The organism is Enterococcus raffinosus (assembly GCF_018917525.1).
GTDB classification, from domain to species: Bacteria; Bacillota; Bacilli; order Lactobacillales; family Enterococcaceae; genus Enterococcus_A; species Enterococcus_A raffinosus_A.
The window spans coordinates 30,742-53,866 of record NZ_JAHLOS010000003.1 but is presented as its reverse complement, the minus strand read 5'-3'; the positions used below and the strand labels follow the sequence as shown (position 1 = coordinate 53,866).

Here is a 23,125-nt window from a genome sequence, read left to right as displayed (position 1 = left end):
AAATTCTCAGAATCCTATTTTTTGATTAGAAAATCATTGATAGTTTCTCATATTATAGTACAGATTGCATCAGCGGTCATTAATTTGTTTTTGAAATTTTTCAAAATTAATACATGATTCTCTTTCGTTTAAACGAGTAATTGTGATTTTAAAGTCTAAAAATTTACAATTCATTTGATCTCCTCTCATTGTTCTCTTGAGCTTTACTCAATTTTTTAGTACCTATCCCTTAATTACTTGATACACTTAGTAAAAAGAAATTTGGAGGAACAAAATTGGAAAAAGAAAAAAAGATTATACCTGTCGACTTTTTATGGTTGGCACTTTATGCTTTTGCAGGGTTTAGTTTGGAATTGCTTCTTGGGTTGGTTAGCAGTGGTTTGAGTCTAGCTGTAAATGCCGGATTGACGGCAATTTTATGGTCAGCTGTTGCTCTTTTCTTAATTCATTATGCGAAGAGCCGCTTTAATTTTGATGTTTTTAGCATTTCTCGGTCTCTGGAAAATAAAAAACTTATACTAATTATTTGCTTAGTATTTTCTGTGATCGTAGTTTCTACAATCGGCTTTGGAGGATTCAAACCAGTCGTCGAGTTTAATGGGGAACTGGAGAAAAGTATTATTGCCTTTATTTTTCGTCTATTTTATTATTTTGCAGAATGTAGTTTGATTGTATTAGTCATCGCGTTTGGTCAGAAATTTTTCGAGTCTCAATTTGGATTGTCTGAGCGATTTCCTAGTGGAGGATTACTACTTGCGATCACTTGGGGCCTAATTCATTTTCTTCTTCAAGGGTTCAGTGGCGGTTTATATACGATCTTTTTTTCAGTAGTTGCCGGATGTATCTATCTTCTCTGCCAAAAAGATATTCGCTGGACTTATCTTTTTGTAGCGATCGCATTTATTCTTTAAAACGTCCATACATTGATTGCTTTTTCCTGATGATTTAGAATTTTCTACTACTTATAATGATAGAAATTTTTGTGGAGGTGCACCTTTTTGGCTAGTATTGTCTTAGGTATTCGATTTTTACTTGAAGTCGCAACAGTTGGCGGGCTTTTTAGTGGTATCTTTATCAAAAAAGGTATTTTACAACGAATTCTCTTCGCTGTTTTAACAATTACTGTCACACTAGTTTGGGCGAGATATGGTGCGCCAAAATCCCCAGCTGTTCTGACTGGCAACGGGAAACTTTGCTTAGAACTGCTCGTTTATTTCCTTGGTAGCCTTACCTATTTTTTCCTATTCGGTACCAAGATTGGTACGACTTATCTAGTGATTACCAGTCTTGATTTATGGCTGATGTATCAACTAAACTTACAAGGACATTAGACGTCCTTGTTTTTTTGACTTTCTTTGATTAAAAATTTCATGAGATTTTCGTTGGCAGGCACTCATAATTAAGATATAATTCTACTATTAAAGACCTTTTTACAAAGGCTTTGAAAAAAATGAAGAAGGAGTTGTTTCCCTTGAGAATATTTGAAGGATCTGGTGTTGCTCTAGTTACGCCCATGAAAGCCGATGGTGCTGTTGATTACAAGAAGTTAGAGGAGCTAGTCGAGTGGCAGATCAGTGAAGGAACCGATGCAATCATCGCTTGCGGAACTACTGGCGAAGCTTCCACTTTAGCCAATGACGAACATATTGCTGTAATCGAGACAGTCGTCAAAAAGGTGAACGGACGAATCCCAGTTATTGCCGGAACTGGTGTAAACGATACCCAGCATGCCATCGAATTATCGACAGGTGCTGAGAAAGTTGGCGCCGATGCTCTATTGATCGTGACTCCTTATTATAATAAAGCATCAGATGAAGGCCTCTTTTTGCATTATCAAAAAATTGCTGAAAGCGTGAAATTACCGATTATTCTATATTCTGTTGCTTCACGTACTAATATGAATATCACACCACAAATGGTGAAACGCCTAGGTGAAATTCCTAATGTGGTAGCAATTAAGGAAGCCAGTGGGAATATCTCACAAATTGCTGATATTGCACGAATCATGCCAGACGATTTTACGATCTATTCTGGAAATGATGATCAAGTCTTACCGATCATGGCCCTTGGTGGAAAAGGCTCTATTTCAACAATCGCCAATATTGCCCCACGGCAAACCCATGAATTAACACAAGCCTTATTAGATGGCGACTTTTCAAAAGCCAAAGAACTTCAGTTAGCACAAATTCCATTGATTCATGCGATCTTCTGCGAAGTAAATCCTATTCCAGTCAAAACAGGTGTGAGTTTATTAGGAAAAATCGAACCAAACTTCCGTCTCCCACTTTCTGCAGCGAAAGACGAAACCGTTGAAGGATTGAAAAAGGAAATGGCTGCTTATGGATTGGAGGTTGCTAAATGATCGATATTATCTTAAATGGTGCCAATGGCCGCATGGGCCAGGTTCTACAGACAATGATCGCGCATCAATCCAATATGCAAGTCGTTGCCGGAATTGATCGTGAAGCCTTCGAAGCGGACTTTCCTACTTTTCAAGCAATCAACGATTGTCAGGTAAATGCAGATGTAGTCATTGATTTTTCTCACTATACCGCAGTCCCTGCTGTTTTGGATTATTGTGCAGAAAAGAAAATCCCTGTTGTTGTAGCCACAACCGGTCTGACTGATGAAGTAAAAGAACAAATAGCTAAAACGGCAGAACAAACGGCCGTCTTCTTCTCAGCCAATATGTCTCTAGGGATCAATCTCTTAGCAAAAGCGATTCGCGAAATCACACCCGTCTTAGAGGAAGAATTCAATATTGAAATCGTGGAAAAACACCACAATCAGAAAAAGGATTCTCCTAGCGGAACTGCGTTATTATTAGCTGATGCGGTAAATGACGCGGTAGAGGAAAAGAAAACTTATATTTATGGCCGCCATGGTAATGATTTAGAAAATCCGTTATCAGAATTAGGTATTCACGCCGTTCGCGGCGGTACGATTCCTGGTGAACACACCGTAATCTATGCCGGTCCTGATGAAGTGATCGAGTTGAACCACTTGGCTTTATCCCGAAATATCTTTGCTAGTGGCGCAGTAAAAGCCGCAAAATATATCAGTGATAAAGCGACTGGTTTGTACGATATGGAAAAATTGATTGATGAGAAATAACAAACGAGACAAAATAATTACCTTAGTATGAGATAGGATGTCAGTCCAACTTTTGGCAGTTATACTTGAATTGCTATTAAGACATAAATCATTGTCTATTTTAATTCTAAATCTTTAGTTGGATGATATACGTGGCGAAAATAAAACTTATTTTTCGCCTTTTGAAAAATAATTACTTCAATATGAGATAGGATGTCAGTCCGACTTTTGGCAGTTATACTTGAATTGCTATTAAGACATGAATCATTGACTAATTTTAATTCGAGATCTTTAGTTGGATGATATACGTGGCGAAAATAAAACTTATTTTTTCGCTTTTTGAAAAAATAATTACTTCAATATGAGATAGGAGCAGATTCAATGACTTTAACCGATCCTTATGAAATTGCTAAATTTATTAAAAATGCCGAAAAAACGACCCCTGTAAAAGCCTATGTTCAAGGAAATTTAGCGGGAATCACCAAAGAAAAAGTTCAGTTTTTCGGTCAAGAACAAACCTGGATCTTGATTGGTGAAAGTCAAGCGGTACAAGAAGTATTAAACGAACAACAAACAAAAATTAGTGATGTTCATGTAGAGAACGATCGCAGAAATTCAGCAATTCCAATGCTGGATATCTCAAGTGTCAATGCGCGAATCGAGCCTGGTGCATTGATTCGTGATCGTGTAGAGATTGGTGATAAAGCAGTCATCATGATGGGGGCCATTATCAATATTGGCGCTTCCATCGGCGAAAGCACGATGATCGACATGGGAGCTATTTTAGGTGCACGTGCAACTGTTGGAAAACATGCCCATATTGGTGCAGGAGCGGTGTTGGCTGGCGTACTTGAGCCGCCTAGTGCTTCACCTGTTGTCGTAGAAGACAATGTTTTAGTCGGAGCTAATGCCGTTGTTTTAGAGGGAGTCCATATCGGAAAAGATGCCGTTGTTGCAGCCGGTGCTGTCGTTACCAAAGACGTTCCAGCTGGAGCCGTTGTCGCTGGCACCCCTGCCAAGATCATCAAGATGAAGGATGAAATCGATCCTGGTAAAACTGAATTTTTAGATGATTTAAGATAAGTAAGAAATCTCAGCTGTCTTCAGGTAAAAGCGGCTGAGATTTTTTTAACCTCCGTTCTTTCCCCTTTTCCCACACTAACAGTCATCGTATGCTAAAAAATTAAGCATTTTTAAGTTGAATTACTCAATATTTTATTTGAAAGTCGCTTTTTTTGAATCAAATAACCTATTTTATCGTATTCCTACTGCATTTTTCACGAAGTATGCTATAATACTAACGGATTAGTACAACTCTTAAAAGAAAGCGACTGAATTATACTCGTGAATTTAAAAAGTATCAAAAAATCACTCAAAATTCGTAACAAACAAATCAACAAAACCTTTGCTCAAGTGGAAAAAACACTGAGTGAGCACATCCACAGTGATGTAAAAATCTATTTTGATAAAGTGAACACACATCAAATCCACCTTGATGAGACAACTCCTGATGGAAAAACTCGCCATATTCAAAGTGCGGAGCATGACCATTCCTTTAGAGAATTAGTCAATGCTCATATTCAAAAACCACAAACAAATACCCTAAATCAATTGACCAACAGCATCTATAATTTATGGTCAGAAAGTTTTAAAACATCAGAACCTGTTGTTGAAAGTGAGGATACTGACAAAGCAGCGGAGCTTGCTCAAGATATCTTGGCTGATGTAGTCAAGGAACCTGTTAGTACTGATGTAACCGTAGACCAAGCAGAAGCATTGAATCAATCTTTAAAATCAAAAGCAAATTACTCTGCTGAATGGTCTGATGCTGATAAAGCGATCGAGGTATTTTATAACCCACCGAAGAAAGACCGTCAATTATTGGCAACCATCGCAGCAGATCAAACTGTTACTTATACAGATGCACTAAATACCAAACGTGTCATGAAAAAAGAATTGCCAGACATGATCGCAGCTGTCTTAGCTTAAGCAAAATCCCACTGTCGAAGATGGCAGTGGGATTTTTTTCGTTATTTTAATACACCATGGAAAAAAAGTTGAATTGCATTCTCCAAATTTTCTTGCCGCACATTCACAGGTAAATCCAAGTAAGCGGATATCAAGATAAACAATTGACTCACAGCAAAATTCGGATCAACCGTCTCCCTTATTTGAGATTCATTGTTAAATACCTTAAGAAAAGGATGTTTATAAGAGCTCTGCCAAAGTACAAATAACTTTTGAGCTGTTTCAGGACTCAGCGTATGCTGAATATCATGCATCATCATAAAAAGGCTGAAAGGATGCCTTTGTTGTAAATAGAAAGCCATTGCCAAGATTTTTTCCTCAAAACTGATATCTTGAGCTGAAAGCTCCGATAGGTTTTTCCCAACTTCATTTGCCAATCGCTGCATTACTTGAAAATAGATTTCTTCTTTATTTTTGAAATGGTAATAAATATTTGGTTGCGTAATCTCAAGTATTTTCGCGATTTGCCTAGTAGATGTGTCATTATAGCCTTGCTTCATAAATAATTCTTCAGCAACATCTAAAATCTCTTCATACATCCAATCGCCTCTTTTTTATTTGATACCATCATTATACGCGATAAGGTTATTCGTTCGCTTCTGAAATGTCTTTTTCTGTTAATTCTCCATCCTTCATCTCTAAAATTCGGTCACAGAATTTCACCAGCCGAGTATCATGAGTGACCATGATTGTCGCCTTATTTTTTTCTTTGGTTTCCTTGGCTAAAATTTTTACAACTTCATAAGCCTTCTCAGAGTCCAGACTGGCTGTCGGTTCATCGGCTAAAATAATCGTTGGGTCATGATACAACGCCCGAGCGATCGCGACTCGTTGACGTTCCCCGCCAGAAAGCTCTTCAGGATATTTATTTTCTAAACTGGCGATATCCAATTGCTCGAATAATTTTTCCGCCATTTCCGAATTATCACTTTTACTAACTTTGTCGACTAGCTTTAATTGCTTTTTGACGGTTAAAAATGGAACTAAGTTTGACGCCTGCAAAATAAAACCAATTTCCTTGAAGCGTAATTTTGCCCGTTCTTTTTCCTTCTTCTCGCTGAAATCATCATCGTTGATCAGAACTTCTCCTTCTGATGGGGCCTGTAAACCGCCTGCAATCGTCAGAAATGTACTCTTTCCCGAACCAGACGGACCAATAATGGCAACGAACTCCCCTTTTTCCACTGAAAAATTTGTTTCCTTCAACGCTTCAATCGTTGAATCGCCATCTTTAAATGATTTTTCTACTTGTTTAAATTCAATTGCACTCATTTTTCTTCCCCCTATCCGATTGCCTTCAATGGATCAATTTTTACAATGGTTCGCACTGAGAAGAACGCACCAATTAAAGCAACTAAGATCATCAATATGCTGATTCCGCCAAAGAACAACATATTAACCTGAAATGGCACTGCATCTGGTAATATCAGAGCTGTTCCTAACGTAGCTGCTAATCCAATCACTACCCCAACAGTCGCTAATAGGAATGTTTGCGCAATTACAGAATTTGAAATATAGCGACTTGAAATTCCCTGAGCCTTCATCACACCAAATATTTCTGCCTTTTGCATCGTTAACACATAGATGAAAATTCCTATGACGATTGCAGCAATTACGATCAAGAAACCGATCATAAATCCAAAGGTCAAGACCTGTGCACTGTAACCTGGTAGATCATTGATAAAACTCTTGATGTCCGTCTCCTCTAAATCATCTGGAACTGATTGAACATCTCCTCTAGTAATGATCGCGTTGATTCGAGTATTTTCACTAGTTCCTTGTGTTTCAAAGCGAATTTCCTGATACGCACCAATCGTTGTGTACAACACTGGTGCTACATTGAATTTTGCATTATCCGTGAACCCAACGATTTTTAATGTTTTATCGTTTCCTGCCATTTTAACAGTTTCACCGAGCTTCAGATTGTATTCATCCTTTAGCGAACGATCCGCTACTGCTTCATCATCAGAAGAAAACATCTTTCCGCTAGTCAGCTTTGGAGCCAGAAATTGATCCTTATCGATACCAAAAAAGCTGACATCAATTTTTTCTCCCCCATCACTTTTGATTACTCCCGCTGTTTGAGCAAGATAGGCTTTTTCATCTGCCTTTACATCATCAAAAGTTTTCAGCGGTATCATTGACATATTGAGATTATTATTCGCTTCCTCTGTTAAAAGAATGGAATCTGCATTCCATTTATCTACTGCTGTTCGATTATCTTGCGCCAGCCCATAAGCCAACCCCGTTAAAAAAAATACCAGATAGGCAATCAAAAACATGACTCCCATTACTAACGTGTAACGCAATTTCGAATGTTTGATTTCATTAATCGCTAAAAACATAAAAAGACCTCCACTTATCAGTTGATAAAATTACCCTAACACGATTATTTTATGAAGGAAAATAATCTGCTTAGCAGCCGATAAGTTCATTGTGATTAAAATCGGGCATCGCTCAATTATTTTGGCAATCAATCTAAACTGGACACTCACTGTCAAGATTTCTTTTGTATACTAAACTAAAGGAGGTCACAAAATGAATATCAAACAAGAAATTGAGAAATACGTAGATGAAAATGACCAGATTTATTTAAACGATATTAATATCGATCCAAAATCAATAAAGGCGATTATGATTAACGAAGTGGTTCCTGCTGATCCAAACAATGATTTCTACGGTTTAGAAGATGCTGCTTACATGGAAACTACAATACCATTATTTCAAAAAGCCGGTATCGAGGTTACAAACATTCAAGACATATTGTCTTACGGTATTTATCTAACTAACGCGATAAAAATTCCAAAATTAGAAACGACAATCTCTAATGACAGCATCGAAAAAAGTTTGCCTTATTTAGAAAAGGAATTGACCCTTTTTCCAAATGTTCAAGTAATTATGTTGATGGGCGATGTCGCAAAAAAATGCTTTAATCGGATCACCAAAAAGTCTACAAAAAGAAATATTGTCCCAGCAATCTCCACCTATAAATTGCGAAACACTGAACTTTACTATCAAAATATCCGAATCATGCCCTCTTACATCATGACTGACTGGTAAAAATATTTTGATTGAAAAATCAAAGGTTCGAATGGCGGCGGAAGATCTTGCCATTATGTATGAAATCATTTCTGATTAGTATCTCCATACAAGTTTTTCATTTACTAAAAATGACTATTCCAAAGAAGGAATAGTCATTTTAGGCTTATCTAGCTGTTTTATAATGCTTAGACAAAAAAGTCTGTGTATCCATCAATGCAAAAGCTCTTTAAATCCTGCTTCCAAACTCATTAGTGGTCTGCCTAATGCTTTTTCGAAATCCGTAGAAGTAACATCTAGTTGATTATTTTTAATATCATATTGGAAGGATAAAAATAGTTCTGCGACCGATTGAGGCATTCCGTTGGCAACTAAATGATTAATAAAACCTGAATCATCTGAACTTATTACTTCAAACTCTTTTCCTGTCGCTTTTTTTAGCGCGTTCGCCAAAGTGTTATAGTTTACTGGTTTTCCAGAAAGTTCTAAAATGGCTGGATAGTCAGCTCCTAGTAGAGCCTTTGCAGCCACCTCTGCGTATTCTCTTTTCATCGCCCAACCTGTTTTTCCATTTCCAGCCGCATAAACAAATTTCCCACTATTCATAGCCGCTTCGACTAACGGCAATTCATTCTCTAAATACCAATTATTACGCAAAAATGTATGCGAGATGCCTGCTTTTTCAATCAATCGTTCTGTAAAAAGATGATCCTCAGCTAAAGGACTAGTTGCTTTGTCCGCTTCAGCAAAACTTGTATAAGCAATGTAAGATACTCCTGCTTTTATCGCTGATTCAACCACATTTGCGTGCTCCTTCTGTCGATTGCCTGGAGCACCAGACACAAACAGCACACGATCAATTCCTTCAAATACTCTTTCCATAGCCTCCTTATCCCCATAATCACCGATTCGAACATGTATACCAGCCCTTTTTAAAGCTTCAGCTTTTGCTTCACTTCGAACCAAAGCAAAAATCTCCGAGGTTGAAATACTTTTTTTCAAGAAGTCCAATGCATGATTTCCGAATCCTCCAGTTGCACCTGTTACCAAATAATTCATATAATCCGCTCCTTTTCTTTTGCTGTACATTTATAATTTACACCTATAATCATAAGTAGTATGATAAGATATGTCAAGAAAGAAAATTACAAAAGGAGCTGAGGTCATGAAATACTCGATACAATTCAGTGATGCCATCCACATCCTTGCTTATATTGAAATCTGCAAAGGAACTGATGCGCTATCTAGTGAAATGATTGCTAAAAGTGTGGAAACGAATCCAGCAAATGTTCGAAAAATCATGAGCCAACTAAAAAAATCTGGGCTGATCCTCACACGAATCGGAAAACCAAACCCCACTCTCGCAAAACGACCGGAAAATATCACGCTATTAGAAATTTATAAAAGTATTGAGGGAAATACGAACTTGATTCAAGTAGATCCTAAAACAAATCCGAATTGTATCGTTGGCGCAAATATTCAAGAAGTGCTTAGCGAAAAATACGATGCGCTGCAGAAAAAAGTAGAAGAAGAAATGAATGAGATTACGCTTGATATGTTAATCCACAAAATCGCCAAACTGGAAATTGATAAAAGACCGGAAAATAAGAAGCTGATTCAAGATTTTTTATAAAAATCAAAAAAAGAGCTGTGACAAAAATTTCGTCACAGCTCCTTACTTGTTTCTAAATCCGTCGACTCATTTGAAGAACAGCGATCTTTCGACGAATATCCTCTCTTATCATAATTAAATAAGAAAAAAATATCAGTAGTCTTTATCTTTTTATAAAATCCCATCAAAATTTGCGGATACTCCTCTGCTTAGTTTTGAGTTTCTCGTGAATAGTCAATTACGTCAAATTCAGAGTTAGCAAGTTCTGTTAATAAATTTCAACATTACTCTTGAAAAGTGATATTGTCTGAGATTACGACTCTAATAGATTTCCTCCATACATTCTTTCATATTCGAGTAAAGCTATATACGAACAAATATATTATCTTTGAATAATCGTAAAAATCAACAGAGGCGAAAATCTTTCTTCTCCTCTGTCAATTATTTTCCGCGTTCTAATAAGCTCATTAATTCAAACCCGGTATTTACTTTTGAATAAATCGAGCACACAACAAACATCCGTTTTCCAGCAAATTCAACATTTTTGAAGCGTCTTGAAGATGCTGGGATATGATGATGTCCATGAATAGCGCCAATAATATTGTATCTTTCAAATAGTTTTTCTATCTGTGGTTCCGAACAAACATAATCTTTATTATATGCATCGCTTGTTTCTGGCAGTAGGCTCAGTTCATTGAACAATGGTGCGTGAGAAACAATTACAGTGGGTGTATCCACGTCCTCGCCTAAGATTTTTTCCAGCGCGTTTAAAATGAATCGTTGCAGCGCTTCTTTTCGTCTCACTAACGCAACAGGAATTGTCAAACCGACATAACGAATACCTTCATAAATAAGATACTCATTGTTCAAAAGCTTCATTTTTGGAAAGCGACTAGTGATTTCCGTTTTGACCACTTCATAAAATTCATGCTCACCAGTCGGTAATAAATACCACGCTTCATCCGTTTCTTGCATTAGTTCCTTAAACCATTCATAGTTGAAAAACGGTCGCCACTTATCCCATTGCTCATCAGATACATCGGTCGTTTCAGGTAGAACATCCATTAGTTCATGTCCTCCTATCACATAGATCCCTTCAATTTCTTCATCTTGAACATGAGAATCCGACACATCACCGACCAGCACATTAAAATGTCGATTAACAAATGGCAACTTTCCATCCTGCGCATGGATATCTGAAACCACATTGATCAGATTACGATTTTCAGTGGAATGGACGTTTTTGAAATACTTCTCTGCTTCATCGGGATGGACACTGTGAGCAACATAGTTTTCCCGCGTTCGGGAGAGTTCTTCCCCATATTGAGAGCGTAGAAGCGGTTGAGTATTGACCATTTGAGCTGAATCAGTAACAGCTAGAGCCTGTTCAACACCTTGCTTCACCTCTTGAGGCAATAAGGAAAGTGCCGATTCAATATCCGAATATATCGTCAGGCCTTTGTCGATCAGCAGTTGATCTTGCTCCACTGCATCTAACAACTGAACATCTTTTCCATCGATCATCAATGGCAATGAATTAGCCAGCTGAACAACGAAATTCAAATACTCAGAAATATAGCCTGCAATTCCGGTTTTTATATTTTCACTAAAAAGAAATTTTCCGGCCAGATTCGCTGATAACGGTCCGGTTTCATCGTGTTGCATCAATCGTCCAGCAACCTGAATTTCTAATAACGGATTTTGCAGGATCGCTTTATAAGCCTGCTTTACTTCAAATGATTTTTCATCCACACGATTTCCAGACACCTGAAAAATGCTCAACATCAAATATTTCTCTATTGTTGTCTGATGAAGCTCGATATAGCGTCGAATTTCTTCTGGATGAAGCAAGTATTGGATCGCGGCACGTTGGATATAGTTTCGAGCTGTATCATAAGGAATCGCTGAATAGACTAAATCGCCTTTTGAGGAAATTGCCATAGAATGATTTCTTGTATTGTAGGTCAATTGAAAATAATCATTTTTAAAAACCGTTTTGTTAACAGGTCGCCGTTTATTTTCTGGATAACGTTCTATTCTTTCAGCTAGAGCTGGTGGCAGCACAACCTTTGAGGTAGTTTGCAGGGAAGCTGCTCGTTTTTCAATCAACGAATTTGTCGTCTCTTTTTCTGATTTCATGGACTCACCTCTCATTCTGTTAATCATTCTTTTATTAAACCCATTATAGCGTGTATCGTCAAATCGGGTGAAGGATTTCTCAAAAGTCTTTAGCTTCATTGCTTTCTAAATGAGTAACAATCCCCAGATGCGTTTCATTCTTAAATCACTCTTTCATTTAGTTACACTCTGAGTATACCAATCAGTCAATGACTAAGGAGGTGTGTAATTGTATTTTTCTTTACTAGATTTTAGTTTCGGATGAATCATCTAAAAAAGTAAAATAACAAATGATACGCACTATTAATAATTTCGTTTCATAATAAATAATTGAAGAGAATGATTCCTTAATCAGTGGTAGGATGTCAGGTGAAAGGGATGGATGATTAATGGAATATGTTATTGGTAATGAAATTACTACCGTAGACTGCCATGGAGAAAAAGTAACAGGAATCATCGAACAAATCTATGTAAATACGATAATTGTCGGGACTACGACAATGAAATATGTCTGTCCCAAAAAATAGCTTAGTGCATAAAAAGCAGGCAGCGTATCTAAATTCTGACACACTGCCTGTTTTTTTACTCGATTACGATTTCTTCAACTTTTTCAGCAGAAACTTTTCGCTGAAAAAACTTTACAAATTCAACAATCGGAATAATCGAGAAGGACGCTCCAGCAACTACGCCCCATTGGACACCATTCAAAGAAGCTACACGGAAAATATCGTTTAGTCCCGGAACCAAAATAATTACACCCATCAAAGCAAAGGAAAGCAAAATCGCCCAGTTGAAGGTTTTGTTACGAAACAGCCCTACTTTGAAAATTGATTGCTTCACTGACTTCACGTTAAAGGCGTGGAATAGCTGCATAAATCCAAGTGTCGCAAAGCACATCGTCAAGGCATCTGCATGTTGCAAATTATAAAGTGCCTGAGTGGATAATTCCGGCATATTTAACGCTGTATGCGCTGGATTTTGAATCGCAAACCAATAAACAAACAACGTAATCCCGCCTTCTAAAATTCCTTGATAAATAATACTGCTGAACACTCCACCAGAGAATAGATTTGAACTGCGCCCTCTTGGCTTATGACTCATTAAGTCTTTTTCAGCTGGCTCCATTCCTAATGCGATTGCTGGAAAAGTATCAGTTACTAAATTGATCCATAATAAGTGAATCGGCAACAAAGTATCCCAAGCAAACAAGGTCGCAATAAATAAAGTCAAGACTTCACCTAAATTCGCTGCTAACAAGTATTGAACAGTCTTTTGAATATTCGAAAATACTTTCCGACCTTCTTCGACTGCAACGACAATCGTAGCAAAATTATCATCAGCCAGTACCATATCGGAGGCGCCTTTAGAAACTTCTGTACCAGTAATCCCCATACCAATTCCGATATCGGCTTGTTTTAATGACGGAGCATCATTGACACCATCGCCGGTCATCGCTACTACTTTTCCTTCTTGCTGCCAGGCCTTCACGATCCGGACCTTATGCTCTGGCGATACGCGCGCATACACAGAATAGTTATACACTTTTTTAGCAAACTCTTCATCACTCAGCTCGTTCAGCTCTGCACCAGTTAAGACAGCGTTGGAATTTCCAGCATGAATAATTCCTAGACGAACCGCGATGGCTTCAGCAGTATCTTTGTGATCTCCTGTGATCATAATAGGTCGAATCCCAGCTTCTTTTGCCATTCTCACCGCTTCGGCAGCTTCTTCTCTTTCGGGATCAATCATCCCGACTAATCCAGCAAAGCACAAATCATTTTCAAGTATGCCTGACGTCAATTCTTGTGGGAGTTCGTCTAAATACTTGAAGCCCATCGCCAACACCCGTAATGCTTGCTTCGCCATATCAGCATTGTTAAACAGAATTTCATTCTTTTCTTTTTCCGTCATGGAATGTTCTTGGCCAGCTACAAATACACGTTTTGTTCGTTGAATTAAGACATCTGGAGCTCCCTTTACCGCAACTAGATATCTTCCGTCAGCAAGTTGATGAACCGTGCTCATGAGTTTCCGATCTGAATCAAAAGGGAGCTCTCCGACACGAGGCTCTTTTTTCAGACTTTGGTGAATATCAAAATTCTGATCAATCCCAAATTGAACTAAAGCCGTTTCCGTGGGATCACCAATCAATGTTCCATCTTGAGCAAATTTTGTATCATTAGCGTAATTCATGATTTTTATCGCTAAGTTGTCTGTTCCAATAGTAGATTTAGCCGATTTTTGCTGAAACTCATCATACAGTTTTTCTACAGTCATTTGATTCAGTGTCAAAGTCCCTGTTTTATCCGAAGCAATGATATCCGTGCTTCCTAACGTTTCCACAGCTGGCAATTTGCGAATAACAGAATTACGTTTTGCCATTACTTGGGTTCCTAAAGCTAAAATGATTGTCACAATTGCTGGTAATCCTTCAGGAATTGCTGCAACGGCTAAGGAAATCGAAGTCAACAGCATATCTACGAAAGAAGTCCCATTGATCAATGTTCCAACGATAAACATAATCACTGCGATGGCAATAATCGCTATAGTCAAGAATTTACCCAGATCATTCAAATTATTCTTCAGCGGCGTTTCTGTTTCGTCTGCTTGAGCCAGCATATCAGCGATTTTTCCGACTTCGGTACTCATTCCAGTGTTCACTACAACACCTTTACCCCGGCCATAGGTTACATTGCTATTTGAAAAAGCCATGTTTACACGATCCCCAATACCAATATCACCAGCTGGTAATACGCCCGTTTCTTTTTCCACTGGTACCGATTCACCCGTCAAGGCCGCTTCTTCAATTTTTAATGAAGCCGCTTCTAATAATCGAATATCTGCTGGAACAACATCTCCCGCTTCTAGTAATACAATATCTCCAGGAACTAGCTCATCACTTTTGATTGATAAGGTATGCCCGTCCCTCAAGACGGTAGCATTTGGTGTCGACATTTGCTTCAACGCTTCAATCGCCTGCTCCGCTTTGGCTTCTTGAAAAACACCCATGATCGCATTAATGATCACAACGAGTAAAATGATGATTGAATCAACAACCTCATGAGACACAATTGATGAGATGATTGCAGCAGCAAGTAAAACCAGAATCATAAAATCCTTGAACTGTTCCGCAAATTTCATCAATAGACTCTTTTTCTTACCTTCAGCCAGTTCATTTTTTCCATATGCTGCTAAACGTTTTTTTGCCTCGTTATTACTTAATCCATCGCTTGATGTCTGCATTTCAGCCAAAACAAGTTCTGTAGCTTCCGCATAAAATGCTGTTGTACTTTGTTTCTTATTCGTTTCTGTCATAACTTCCTCCTAATTTTTCTTAAAAAAAGAGACTTGTGTATGTCTAAAAAGGCATACACAAGTCTCACCATTCAAGACAGCACCAGAAAAATTTTTTCGTTATTGGTGATACTGTCACAGCTGTTACACTGCTGGTTACTCCCTTATGTGGAAATTAAAATTCTAATGTAGAACGGTCAATCCAAACAAAACAATTACTTTATTTAAAATGGAAAGACTACGACTGATCCGATTGTCAGTGCAACGATTCGAATCAGATACATAGGCACTGAATATTTCCAGAACTCCGGCAGCTTGTATTTTCCCATCCCCATGATCATGGCTGGCATTCCATCTACAGGCATATACCCACCATTCCAACCAGAGATCACAACTGCTGTTGCCGCTGCAACTGGGCTTAAACCTAAACTAATCGTTGTCGCTATCGCGATTGGAGCGAAAATATAAACAGATCCCATGTTTGAACCCGTAAATGTTGCACAGGTACTAGTTAATAAAGCGAAGATCAACACTAAGAAGAATGGATGGAAATTCGTTCCGATCGTATCTGCCACTAAATCACCGATCATCGCTGTAAATCCAGTATTTGCTAAGGCATCTGCCACTCCGATAACACCAGCCATCATCAAGATTACTGGTGCTCCCATACTGTCACGCACTTCTTTGAAATCTAACACATTGATTACTAAGAGGATAGCACCTGCTAATCCCGGAATCACATAAGAAGCATCACCTAATGTATTCATCATCATCATGCCAGCAACACTTAACATGAATAAAGCAATCGTAAGATTTTCTTTCCACGCCGGCAATACTACTGCCTCAGCTTCTTCTTTTTTATCCTCTTCTCCTGGTTCTGTAATTGGATGATCTGGTAATAAACGATAAGCAATCAAACTCCAAACTAGGAAACCCATTGCTAAAATGAAGTTAACGATTGCAAATTTCGGCATTGAGATCGTCTCTTTATATCCCGCCGTTTCTAACACACTAACAGTTACGCCATAAAATAACGCGCAGTTAAAGGGCAGTAACGGATGGTTCGTCGCAAAACCTAAAGGCATCATTAATTTTGATGTAGGCATTTTTTTATTATAAGGAATCATCGATACTAACGATAAAATAAGAACATAATACCCAGTAGATCCAGAACCTGTCAGACTTGCACCAAGCATCACCACGATCAGCAGTAACACATAACTTTTATAGCCGCCACGATTAACCAATGAGATCATCGTGGATTGGACTCTGCCAATCAAACTGGTCTTCATTAAACCTGCCATTACAACCATAAATCCTGCTACCATAATTACACTTGAATTTACAAATCCTGCAAAAGCCTCTTGAACTGTTGATAAACCAGTAACAACCAATAACAAGCAGGCCAACAAAGGTGGAGCGCCAAAGGCCAATTTGTCAGACATGATCAAAACGATCATGAAAACCAAAATACCCAGGGCGAGAATCATTTCTATTGTCATTTTTGTATTCTCCTTTTTTGTTAAAATGAATTAATTTTTTACTTTCTGTTGATACATAAGGAAGATCAACGTCTTATGTATCAGCAGTAAATGTAATTCTAAGTCCTGAGCAGCGGTCGCTCTGCAGCGCAACACACTGATGCTGGAAACTTCAAATAGTTATTTTTTTCTGTTAGACGCCTTCACCCGAAGTTGGATTATAGACACCCTCTGCTTCTCTTTTTTCGCCAAATAAATCTTCCACTGTAAAACGAACGTACTTCACGCACAAACGATTCTTGTAGGCATAAACCAAATGCAACACCCCATTGCTGTCTTGATAAAGTGTCGGATATTCGTGCTGCGAGTTATTCGTTTTATTTTCGATTCCAATATAACCTTCTGCTGGTTCAAAGACTCTGCCGATTGGCCAAGTTTTACCATGATCTTCTGTAACTGAAACAGCAACTGGATTTCGTAAGCCAGGCCACGCCACTTTTCCGAATTCCGCACGATTGGCAGCGTTCACATTATAAGCTAAAGCGATTTCACCCGATTGCAGCTTAATTGCACTGACACTCGCATTATTATTCGGTAGCACCGTCGCTTCTGGAACTGACCAAGTATCACCGAAATCATGCGATTCACTCTTATAAACATGATCCGCAAATCGACTACGCATAAAGGCAACTAAATGTCCTTCTTCTACTTCAATTAGATTTGCATGTACTCGCCCATTGCTATCAGGCATCCGAACCGCTATCCACGTTTTTCCTTGGTCGTCTGAAACTTGAAATTCCGTTGGATCATTGGTCAATCCATCTGGTGAATCTTCACATAGCCATGTACTAAAAATCCAACGGCCGTTACTTAAAACTTGAATTGCTTGTCTAGAGAAGGTCCCTTCATTATCGAACAATACCTCTGGTTCTTTCCAAGTCTCTCCCTCATCCTCTGATTTTTGAACCATAATAATAGAAGTAAATTGCATATTATCTTTGCCTTCTTGACGGCTCAATTGAGACGTATAAATTAACCAAATCTCGTCGTCCGGTGCTCTGAAAAAGGCTGGATTCTGTTCACTGCGATCTTCACCCTTAGAAACAATTTTTGCCTCCGACCAAACCTGTGTCTTAGGGTCTAACTTGGAAACAGCGATGGAAATATCTCCGCTTCCTTCAAAACTTCCAGCAAACCACGCACACAACATCCCACCATCCTTCGTTTCAATTAATGCGGGTGCATGAGCAGTTGCTTTTCCGCCAGTGGGAATCAATCCAAAATCTACATTCATAAAATCATCCCGATAAACCACGCCATTTGGTTCAGATTGTCTTACTTTCGGTAACTCTGTCATACTTTTTCCTCCTTATTCTTCCTATTAATGTGTTAATTTTTTCTTCTAGAAAAACTAAGTAAATGATTCATGCCGCATACCATCCAACTAGTTTTTACCGGCAGTCGCTCACTTATTTTTCCAGAGTGCTTCCTTTTTAATTAAGTGCTAACTTAATGACTGCTTTCTTAAAGTGCAGCGGCTGATCGACATGAAAAACCGCCTTATGACCATCCCACGGAAAACAAATGTACGCCATGCCTTCTGACATCTTCATCTTATGCGCATCTTTACCCGTAAACTTTTGAACATCTTTTTCTGCGTTGTATGGGATCGCTTCGGTTAAATCATCAATTTTATTCCAAGCGATGTATTCTTCCCCTTCTAAGACAATCTGAAGATCTACGAAGTTTCGATGCGCTTCGAATTGTGTCTCTTCAATGGGTTTGGTCGCTCCTTCTTGAAAGAAAAAGTAACCACCCTCGAAGAAATACTTTTTGCCAAACTCCTGTTGCTCAATCCTATTCATTGCTTCAAGCGCTTCAGGGATATTAGGAAACAATTTCGTATAATGATGTAAATTTGCTACTGCATCAATAATCATTTCTCAACCTCCTAGGAATTCTCGGCTAAACGAATCGCATAGTCGATAGCATTTTCAAGACTGAATTCACTGGCTGTCCATTTCCCTGCTTGATCGAATGCTGTGCCATGATCCACCGAGGTACGGATGATCGGTAATCCAAGAGTGATGTTCACTCCTTTGACCGCTTCCCAAGCACCTGATTTTTGATCATAGACGAAGCCTAATGTTTTCAATGGAATGTGGCCTTGGTCGTGGTACATCGCAACCACGATGTCATACATACCGCCGTTCGCCTTAGAAAAGACTGTGTCTGCCGGTAACGAACCATAAGCTTTAATACCTTTTGCTTGTGCTGCTGCTACTGCTGGATTGATTTCCTTAATTTCCTCTTGTCCAAATAACCCGTTTTCACCACAATGAGGATTCAATCCTGCCACCGCAATCCGCGGTTCTGCAATCCCTAGATTTTTACATGCTTGATCAGCAATTCGAATGACATCCAAGACCCGTTCTTTCGTCGCGCGGTCGCAGGCTTCTCTTAAAGAAACGTGAGTCGAGACGTGAACCACTCGCAGATTCCCATCTGCCAACATCATGGTGTATTTCTCTGTTCCGGTTAGATCCGCGTAGATTTCCGTATGTCCGGCGTAATGGTGCCCCGCAGCATTCATCGCTTCCTTGTTTAATGGATTGGTAACCGTCGCATCGATTTCGTTCGCCATCGCTAGCTCGATCACTTTTTTCACATATTGAAAGGCAGCATTTCCTCCAACTTTAGACACTTCGCCAATCGGCAAATCTTCCATCCTTACAATAGCTAAATCAATCAAATCGATTGTTCCAAACGTGAATGTTCCTTCGCTAGGTGTTTTCACTACATTTATAGCTAGATCCAACTCTGGATGCTTTTCTAAATAATAGAGCAGCACACTTTTATCACCGATCAAAAGCGGCTGACAACGATCGTATAACGCTTGCTTATTTAATGCTTTGATGGCAATTTCTGGTCCAATTCCAGCTGGGTCGCCCATCGTGATTCCAACGATTTTTTTCATTTTGACTCCCCCATTCTATTTCATGCCTTTTTCTTGATTTTCTGCGATCACTTTTTTCAACGCCTCTGTTGCTTGCGGAGAAACTTGATTGAACGGTGCACGACATTTTCCAACTGGGTATCCCAATAATCCTACTGTATGTTTAACGATCGTATTTGGATTGCCAAATTTAAAGCAGTCTCTGAATGAACGAATCGAGTCTTGATAGATTCTTGCTTTTTCAATCTCTCCATTTAGGAATTGTTCGTAAATCTGCGCCATGACAAATGGATAGATATTCGAACAACCGGCGATTCCACCTTGTCCGCCTGCTAACAGTGTCCACAAAATCAAGGAATCATTCCCTGAAAGAACGGCAAAGTCTTCCTGCTCACGAGTCTGTTCAATGTATTGCAGGATATTGTCAAAATTTCCGCTGCTGTCTTTTACCCCAATAATGTTGTCAATCTTGCTTAATTTACCAACAGTCGCTGGTGCAATAGCATTGCCTGTTCGCGCTGGGATATTGTATAGAACGATTGGCATATCCACGTTTTCCGCTACTGTTTTAAAATGGGTATAGAGCTCCTCTTGAGAAGCTGCCGCAAACGAAGGGGTAATGATCGAAAGTACATCAACGCCAACTTCCTTCGCCTTTTGTGACAAACGGATCGTATCTTTTGTTCCTACAAGTCCTGTTGAAGCATACACAGGCACTCGACCGTTTACTTCTTCAACTGCTACCTTCATGATTTCAACTTTTTCTTCTTCTGAAAGAATGTACCCTTCGCCGTTGGTTCCAAAAACAAAAATTCCGTGGATTCCGCCATCGATCATCCGATTGATTTGTATACGAAGCTCTTCATAATTAACACTCTCATCATTTTTCATTGGTGTTAAAATCGGAGAAATGATTCCTTTGATTTCTACCATATTATTCTGCCCCATTCCTTTTTATAAAATTTCTAAATAGATGCTTCTTGCATCTTCAGGTGTCACTTCGCGCTTATTATTGACTAATAAGCGTGTTACTTCCATCCCCGCAGCTACTAAACCGTCCAAATCTTCGGCTGGCACATTAAACGTTTTCAAGCTAGTAGGAATTTCCAATACTTTGACGATTTCTTCTAGCTGATTGATCATGTAACTAGATTTTTGATCTACCGTTAAATTTTTATCGCTATTTTTTACTACTCGGTCGTATGCCACCGCTAGCAATTCTTTGATCGCTGGTTCATTGAATTTCATAACTGGTGTCAACAGCATCGCATTTGAAACGCCATGAGCGATATGATATTTCCCGCCTAGTGGATACGATAATGCATGAACGGCGGTCGTTCCTGAAGAAGTAATCGCAACTCCTGCGTAGAACGAGCCTAATAGCATGTTGCTTTTCGCTTCTAAGGCCTCAGAATTTGTGCAGGCTTCAATGATGTTGTTCATGATTAGATCAAGAGCCTCTAGAGCAAACGTATTGCTGATTGGATTTGCTTTAGCAGATGTGAAGCATTCAATTGCGTGACACAAAGCATCGACTCCGGTTGCAGCAGCGATTGGCTGCGGTAAATTTTTGATCATTCGACTGTCCAAAATTACGTAATCTGCGATCATTTCAGGATTAACGATCCCGATTTTTAATTCTTTTTCCGGTACGCCTACGATGCTGTTTGGTGTTGCCTCAGAACCGGTACCAGCAGTCGTAGGAATCATTAAGCTGGTGATTTGTTTTTTTGCTAATAATGGATCATCTAATAAATCTTTCACCGTGTAGTCATCCGTCGCAAGGATCGATGCGAGCTTCGCAACATCCATCACGCTGCCGCCGCCGATGGCGATAATGAAATCTGCGCCCTCTTTTTTAAATTCTTCTACCATCGCTTGCGCTTCATGATAATTTGGTTCTGCTGGAATTTCAGAAATAATCGTGTACGCCACACCGGCTTTTTCAATCACTGCTTTAGGTAAGTCGACAAGTCCCGCACCTAAAATTCCTTTATCGGTAAAAATCACGATCTTTTGAACACCTTTTGCAATGATATCTGCAAGTTGTTCAATCGCATGTTCGCCAGCAATAATATTCTTCGGCATTTTCAAGCTGTAATCTACAAGCATTTTATTTCCTCCATTTTCTTATCTATTCTGTTAATTGGCTGATTTCTTCAAAAAGTTCAACATTTCCGAAACCGCCAGATTTAGTAATTACCTGAATTTCTCGATTCTTCCATACAACTGAGGAAAGAACTACACCTGCACTAATTTCCGCCAGCGGTTTTATTTGATCGATCCCTAATACATTCATTGATTGAAACAATGTGTCACCGCCTGTGAATAAGAAGGTATTATCAGAATCCTCAGACCAAATCGCTTGTGTTAGCTCTCCTAAGGATCGACCGATTTTAAAACGAAAGTCTGAACTATCTGCCCCTTGCTCTTCTTTGTATGTCTCAATTCCTAAGCTAGTTTCTTTACTTAGTGTTTCAAAGAGAATCAACGGGTGTTTCTCCATCAATGACAAATAGTGTTCTACGTTCTTTTTCCCTTCTGAATCAAACCAATAATTCGATCGTAACAATTGATTATGCGTCAACGAAATTCTAGGATAGTTTCGCTGCTCAACATAATCGACCTGTTTTTTTGTAATCGGGTTAACACTTCCGCATATCACCACAAGAGGTTTTTTTAAAGAATAATTTTTAGGTTCGTACTCGGGAAATAGTTTTGTGGCTAATATCTTCGCAAACCCTGCACATCCTACCGTCATTGATAACAAATTCTGCTGTTCCAGACTTTCGACATGCCGTTCCATATCCTCATTTGTTTTAGCATCAAATACTAGAACCCCGTTAAAGCTTTGCGGAAACGTTTCTTTTATTAAGTGACCATCAATGTTCGCTTCTTTTTTTAATCGTCGCAATATATTGCTTTCATTCACCGGTTCATAGGGATCTTCTCCGAAAACACTCTCAGAAACTAGTACTTGATCAATATATAAATCCCCATTGATTAATACTCGATTCATTTCAGGATAAGCTGGTAAAAACGGTATCGCAAACTCTCGAGTTGCATCTAAAACTGCTTTAATCTCAGCACTGATATTCCCTCGCAGAGCAGAATCAACTTTTTTGTAAATGAAGGGCACGTTAGCATTTTTAGCGCTTACAATTATCCGATGAATTAAGTAGTATGCCTCTTCAAAGCTTAAGTAACGACTTTCCGTATCAATTACTAAAACGTCGACTTCTTCATTCATTTCATCGAAGTTAAGAGTTGTATCGGTCGAAACAATCGTTGGAATGCCTTGTTTAGAAAACTGAACACCTGTATCTAATGCTCCAGTAAAATCATCTGCGATAACTAATAGCTTTATCATCCGTTCACCACCTTAGATTTCATGGTTTCATTTTAGCTTGCATCTTCCTCTTTGGATATTTAAAAAAAGAAAAAAACGTTTATTATTGAAACGTTTTCTTTGTTTTAATGCTCTATCCTGACTAAAAGGTGTAT

Annotated in this window: 22 protein-coding genes; 9 read left to right on the top strand and 13 right to left on the bottom strand. The window is 38.8% G+C overall.

What is annotated here, in order from left to right; genetic code table 11:
* Positions 1-275: 275 nt before the first annotated feature.
* The 6 genes from KQI58_RS03325 (at position 276) to KQI58_RS03300 (ending at position 5,082) form a co-directional block, all read left to right on the top strand.
* On the top strand, positions 276-911 hold the full coding sequence (locus KQI58_RS03325) for a hypothetical protein (protein ID WP_216406461.1): 636 nt from the start codon (positions 276-278) through the stop codon (positions 909-911).
* Between the two features lie 87 nt (positions 912-998).
* A complete protein-coding gene (locus tag KQI58_RS03320; RefSeq protein WP_216406459.1) occupies positions 999-1,331 on the top strand; it encodes a YrdB family protein in 333 nt (110 codons plus the stop codon).
* 140 nt (positions 1,332-1,471) lie between these two features.
* On the top strand, positions 1,472-2,362 hold the full coding sequence (gene dapA, locus KQI58_RS03315; RefSeq protein ID WP_016178225.1) for a 4-hydroxy-tetrahydrodipicolinate synthase: 891 nt from the start codon (positions 1,472-1,474) through the stop codon (positions 2,360-2,362).
* Positions 2,359-3,114 (top strand): 4-hydroxy-tetrahydrodipicolinate reductase, encoded by a 756-nt coding sequence (gene dapB, locus KQI58_RS03310; RefSeq protein ID WP_016178224.1) that lies wholly within the window; start codon positions 2,359-2,361, stop codon positions 3,112-3,114. The genes dapA (KQI58_RS03315) and dapB overlap by 4 nt, the downstream gene beginning before the upstream one ends.
* A gap of 360 nt (positions 3,115-3,474) precedes the next feature.
* Complete coding sequence (gene dapD / locus KQI58_RS03305) at positions 3,475-4,176, top strand: 2,3,4,5-tetrahydropyridine-2,6-dicarboxylate N-acetyltransferase (protein WP_216406457.1); 702 nt, start codon at positions 3,475-3,477, stop codon at positions 4,174-4,176.
* A gap of 261 nt (positions 4,177-4,437) precedes the next feature.
* Entirely contained in the window at positions 4,438-5,082 is a 645-nt protein-coding gene (locus tag KQI58_RS03300) for a hypothetical protein (protein WP_216406455.1), read from the top strand.
* 41 nt (positions 5,083-5,123) lie between these two features.
* Here KQI58_RS03300 and KQI58_RS03295 read toward each other — a convergent pair whose 3' ends face one another.
* Genes KQI58_RS03295 through KQI58_RS03285 form a run of 3 tightly spaced genes read right to left on the bottom strand, consistent with a single transcriptional unit; the run spans position 5,124 to position 7,466 of the window.
* Positions 5,124-5,660, bottom strand: a complete 537-nt coding sequence (locus KQI58_RS03295; protein WP_216406453.1) for a TetR/AcrR family transcriptional regulator — start codon at positions 5,658-5,660, stop codon at positions 5,124-5,126.
* 46 nt (positions 5,661-5,706) lie between these two features.
* Positions 5,707-6,393, bottom strand: coding sequence for an ABC transporter ATP-binding protein (locus KQI58_RS03290; RefSeq protein WP_216406451.1), 687 nt, complete (start codon positions 6,391-6,393; stop codon positions 5,707-5,709).
* Positions 6,394-6,404: 11 nt separating this feature from the next.
* Positions 6,405-7,466 carry an ABC transporter permease gene (locus KQI58_RS03285; protein WP_048720977.1) on the bottom strand — a complete coding sequence of 354 codons (1,062 nt, stop codon included), beginning with the start codon at positions 7,464-7,466 and terminating at the stop codon, positions 6,405-6,407.
* Between the two features lie 193 nt (positions 7,467-7,659).
* Between KQI58_RS03285 and KQI58_RS03280 the strand changes: the two genes are divergently transcribed.
* Entirely contained in the window at positions 7,660-8,181 is a 522-nt protein-coding gene (locus KQI58_RS03280) for a uracil-DNA glycosylase family protein (protein WP_253295758.1), read from the top strand.
* A gap of 192 nt (positions 8,182-8,373) precedes the next feature.
* Here the strand turns inward: KQI58_RS03280 and KQI58_RS03275 are convergent, their stop codons facing one another.
* Positions 8,374-9,219, bottom strand: a complete 846-nt coding sequence (locus KQI58_RS03275) for an SDR family oxidoreductase (RefSeq protein ID WP_176675414.1) — start codon at positions 9,217-9,219, stop codon at positions 8,374-8,376.
* A gap of 106 nt (positions 9,220-9,325) precedes the next feature.
* Between KQI58_RS03275 and KQI58_RS03270 the strand changes: the two genes are divergently transcribed.
* Positions 9,326-9,793 carry an Rrf2 family transcriptional regulator gene (locus KQI58_RS03270; protein ID WP_154059909.1) on the top strand — a complete coding sequence of 156 codons (468 nt, stop codon included), beginning with the start codon at positions 9,326-9,328 and terminating at the stop codon, positions 9,791-9,793.
* A 420-nt stretch (positions 9,794-10,213) separates the two neighbouring features.
* On the opposite strand, the gene KQI58_RS03265 is transcribed toward KQI58_RS03270, so the two are convergent.
* Positions 10,214-11,911, bottom strand: a complete 1,698-nt coding sequence (locus tag KQI58_RS03265; RefSeq protein WP_216406449.1) for a metallophosphoesterase family protein — start codon at positions 11,909-11,911, stop codon at positions 10,214-10,216.
* A gap of 368 nt (positions 11,912-12,279) precedes the next feature.
* Here KQI58_RS03265 and KQI58_RS03260 point away from each other — a divergent pair, with 368 nt between their 5' ends.
* Positions 12,280-12,417 carry a hypothetical protein gene (locus KQI58_RS03260; RefSeq protein ID WP_176675412.1) on the top strand — a complete coding sequence of 46 codons (138 nt, stop codon included), beginning with the start codon at positions 12,280-12,282 and terminating at the stop codon, positions 12,415-12,417.
* Between the two features lie 55 nt (positions 12,418-12,472).
* On the opposite strand, the gene KQI58_RS03255 is transcribed toward KQI58_RS03260, so the two are convergent.
* The 8 genes from KQI58_RS03255 to KQI58_RS03220 all read right to left on the bottom strand — a co-directional run bounded on the left by KQI58_RS03255 (position 12,473) and on the right by KQI58_RS03220 (position 22,991).
* The gene (locus KQI58_RS03255) at positions 12,473-15,205 is read right to left on the bottom strand and encodes a cation-translocating P-type ATPase (protein ID WP_216406447.1); all 2,733 of its coding nucleotides are present in this window, start codon (positions 15,203-15,205) and stop codon (positions 12,473-12,475) included.
* 203 nt (positions 15,206-15,408) lie between these two features.
* Positions 15,409-16,686 (bottom strand): SLC13 family permease, encoded by a 1,278-nt coding sequence (locus tag KQI58_RS03250; protein ID WP_016178212.1) that lies wholly within the window; start codon positions 16,684-16,686, stop codon positions 15,409-15,411.
* Positions 16,687-16,858: 172 nt separating this feature from the next.
* Positions 16,859-18,022 (bottom strand): sialidase family protein, encoded by a 1,164-nt coding sequence (locus KQI58_RS03245; protein WP_216406445.1) that lies wholly within the window; start codon positions 18,020-18,022, stop codon positions 16,859-16,861.
* A gap of 136 nt (positions 18,023-18,158) precedes the next feature.
* Entirely contained in the window at positions 18,159-18,605 is a 447-nt protein-coding gene (locus KQI58_RS03240; RefSeq protein ID WP_216406443.1) for a YhcH/YjgK/YiaL family protein, read from the bottom strand.
* A gap of 11 nt (positions 18,606-18,616) precedes the next feature.
* Entirely contained in the window at positions 18,617-19,642 is a 1,026-nt protein-coding gene (pdxA, locus tag KQI58_RS03235; RefSeq protein WP_216406441.1) for a 4-hydroxythreonine-4-phosphate dehydrogenase PdxA, read from the bottom strand.
* Positions 19,643-19,657: 15 nt separating this feature from the next.
* The gene (dapA, locus tag KQI58_RS03230) at positions 19,658-20,554 is read right to left on the bottom strand and encodes a 4-hydroxy-tetrahydrodipicolinate synthase (protein WP_216406439.1); all 897 of its coding nucleotides are present in this window, start codon (positions 20,552-20,554) and stop codon (positions 19,658-19,660) included.
* 21 nt (positions 20,555-20,575) lie between these two features.
* Entirely contained in the window at positions 20,576-21,733 is a 1,158-nt protein-coding gene (locus KQI58_RS03225) for an iron-containing alcohol dehydrogenase (protein WP_216406437.1), read from the bottom strand.
* 22 nt (positions 21,734-21,755) lie between these two features.
* Entirely contained in the window at positions 21,756-22,991 is a 1,236-nt protein-coding gene (locus tag KQI58_RS03220; protein WP_216406435.1) for a four-carbon acid sugar kinase family protein, read from the bottom strand.
* Positions 22,992-23,125: the final 134 nt, after the last annotated feature.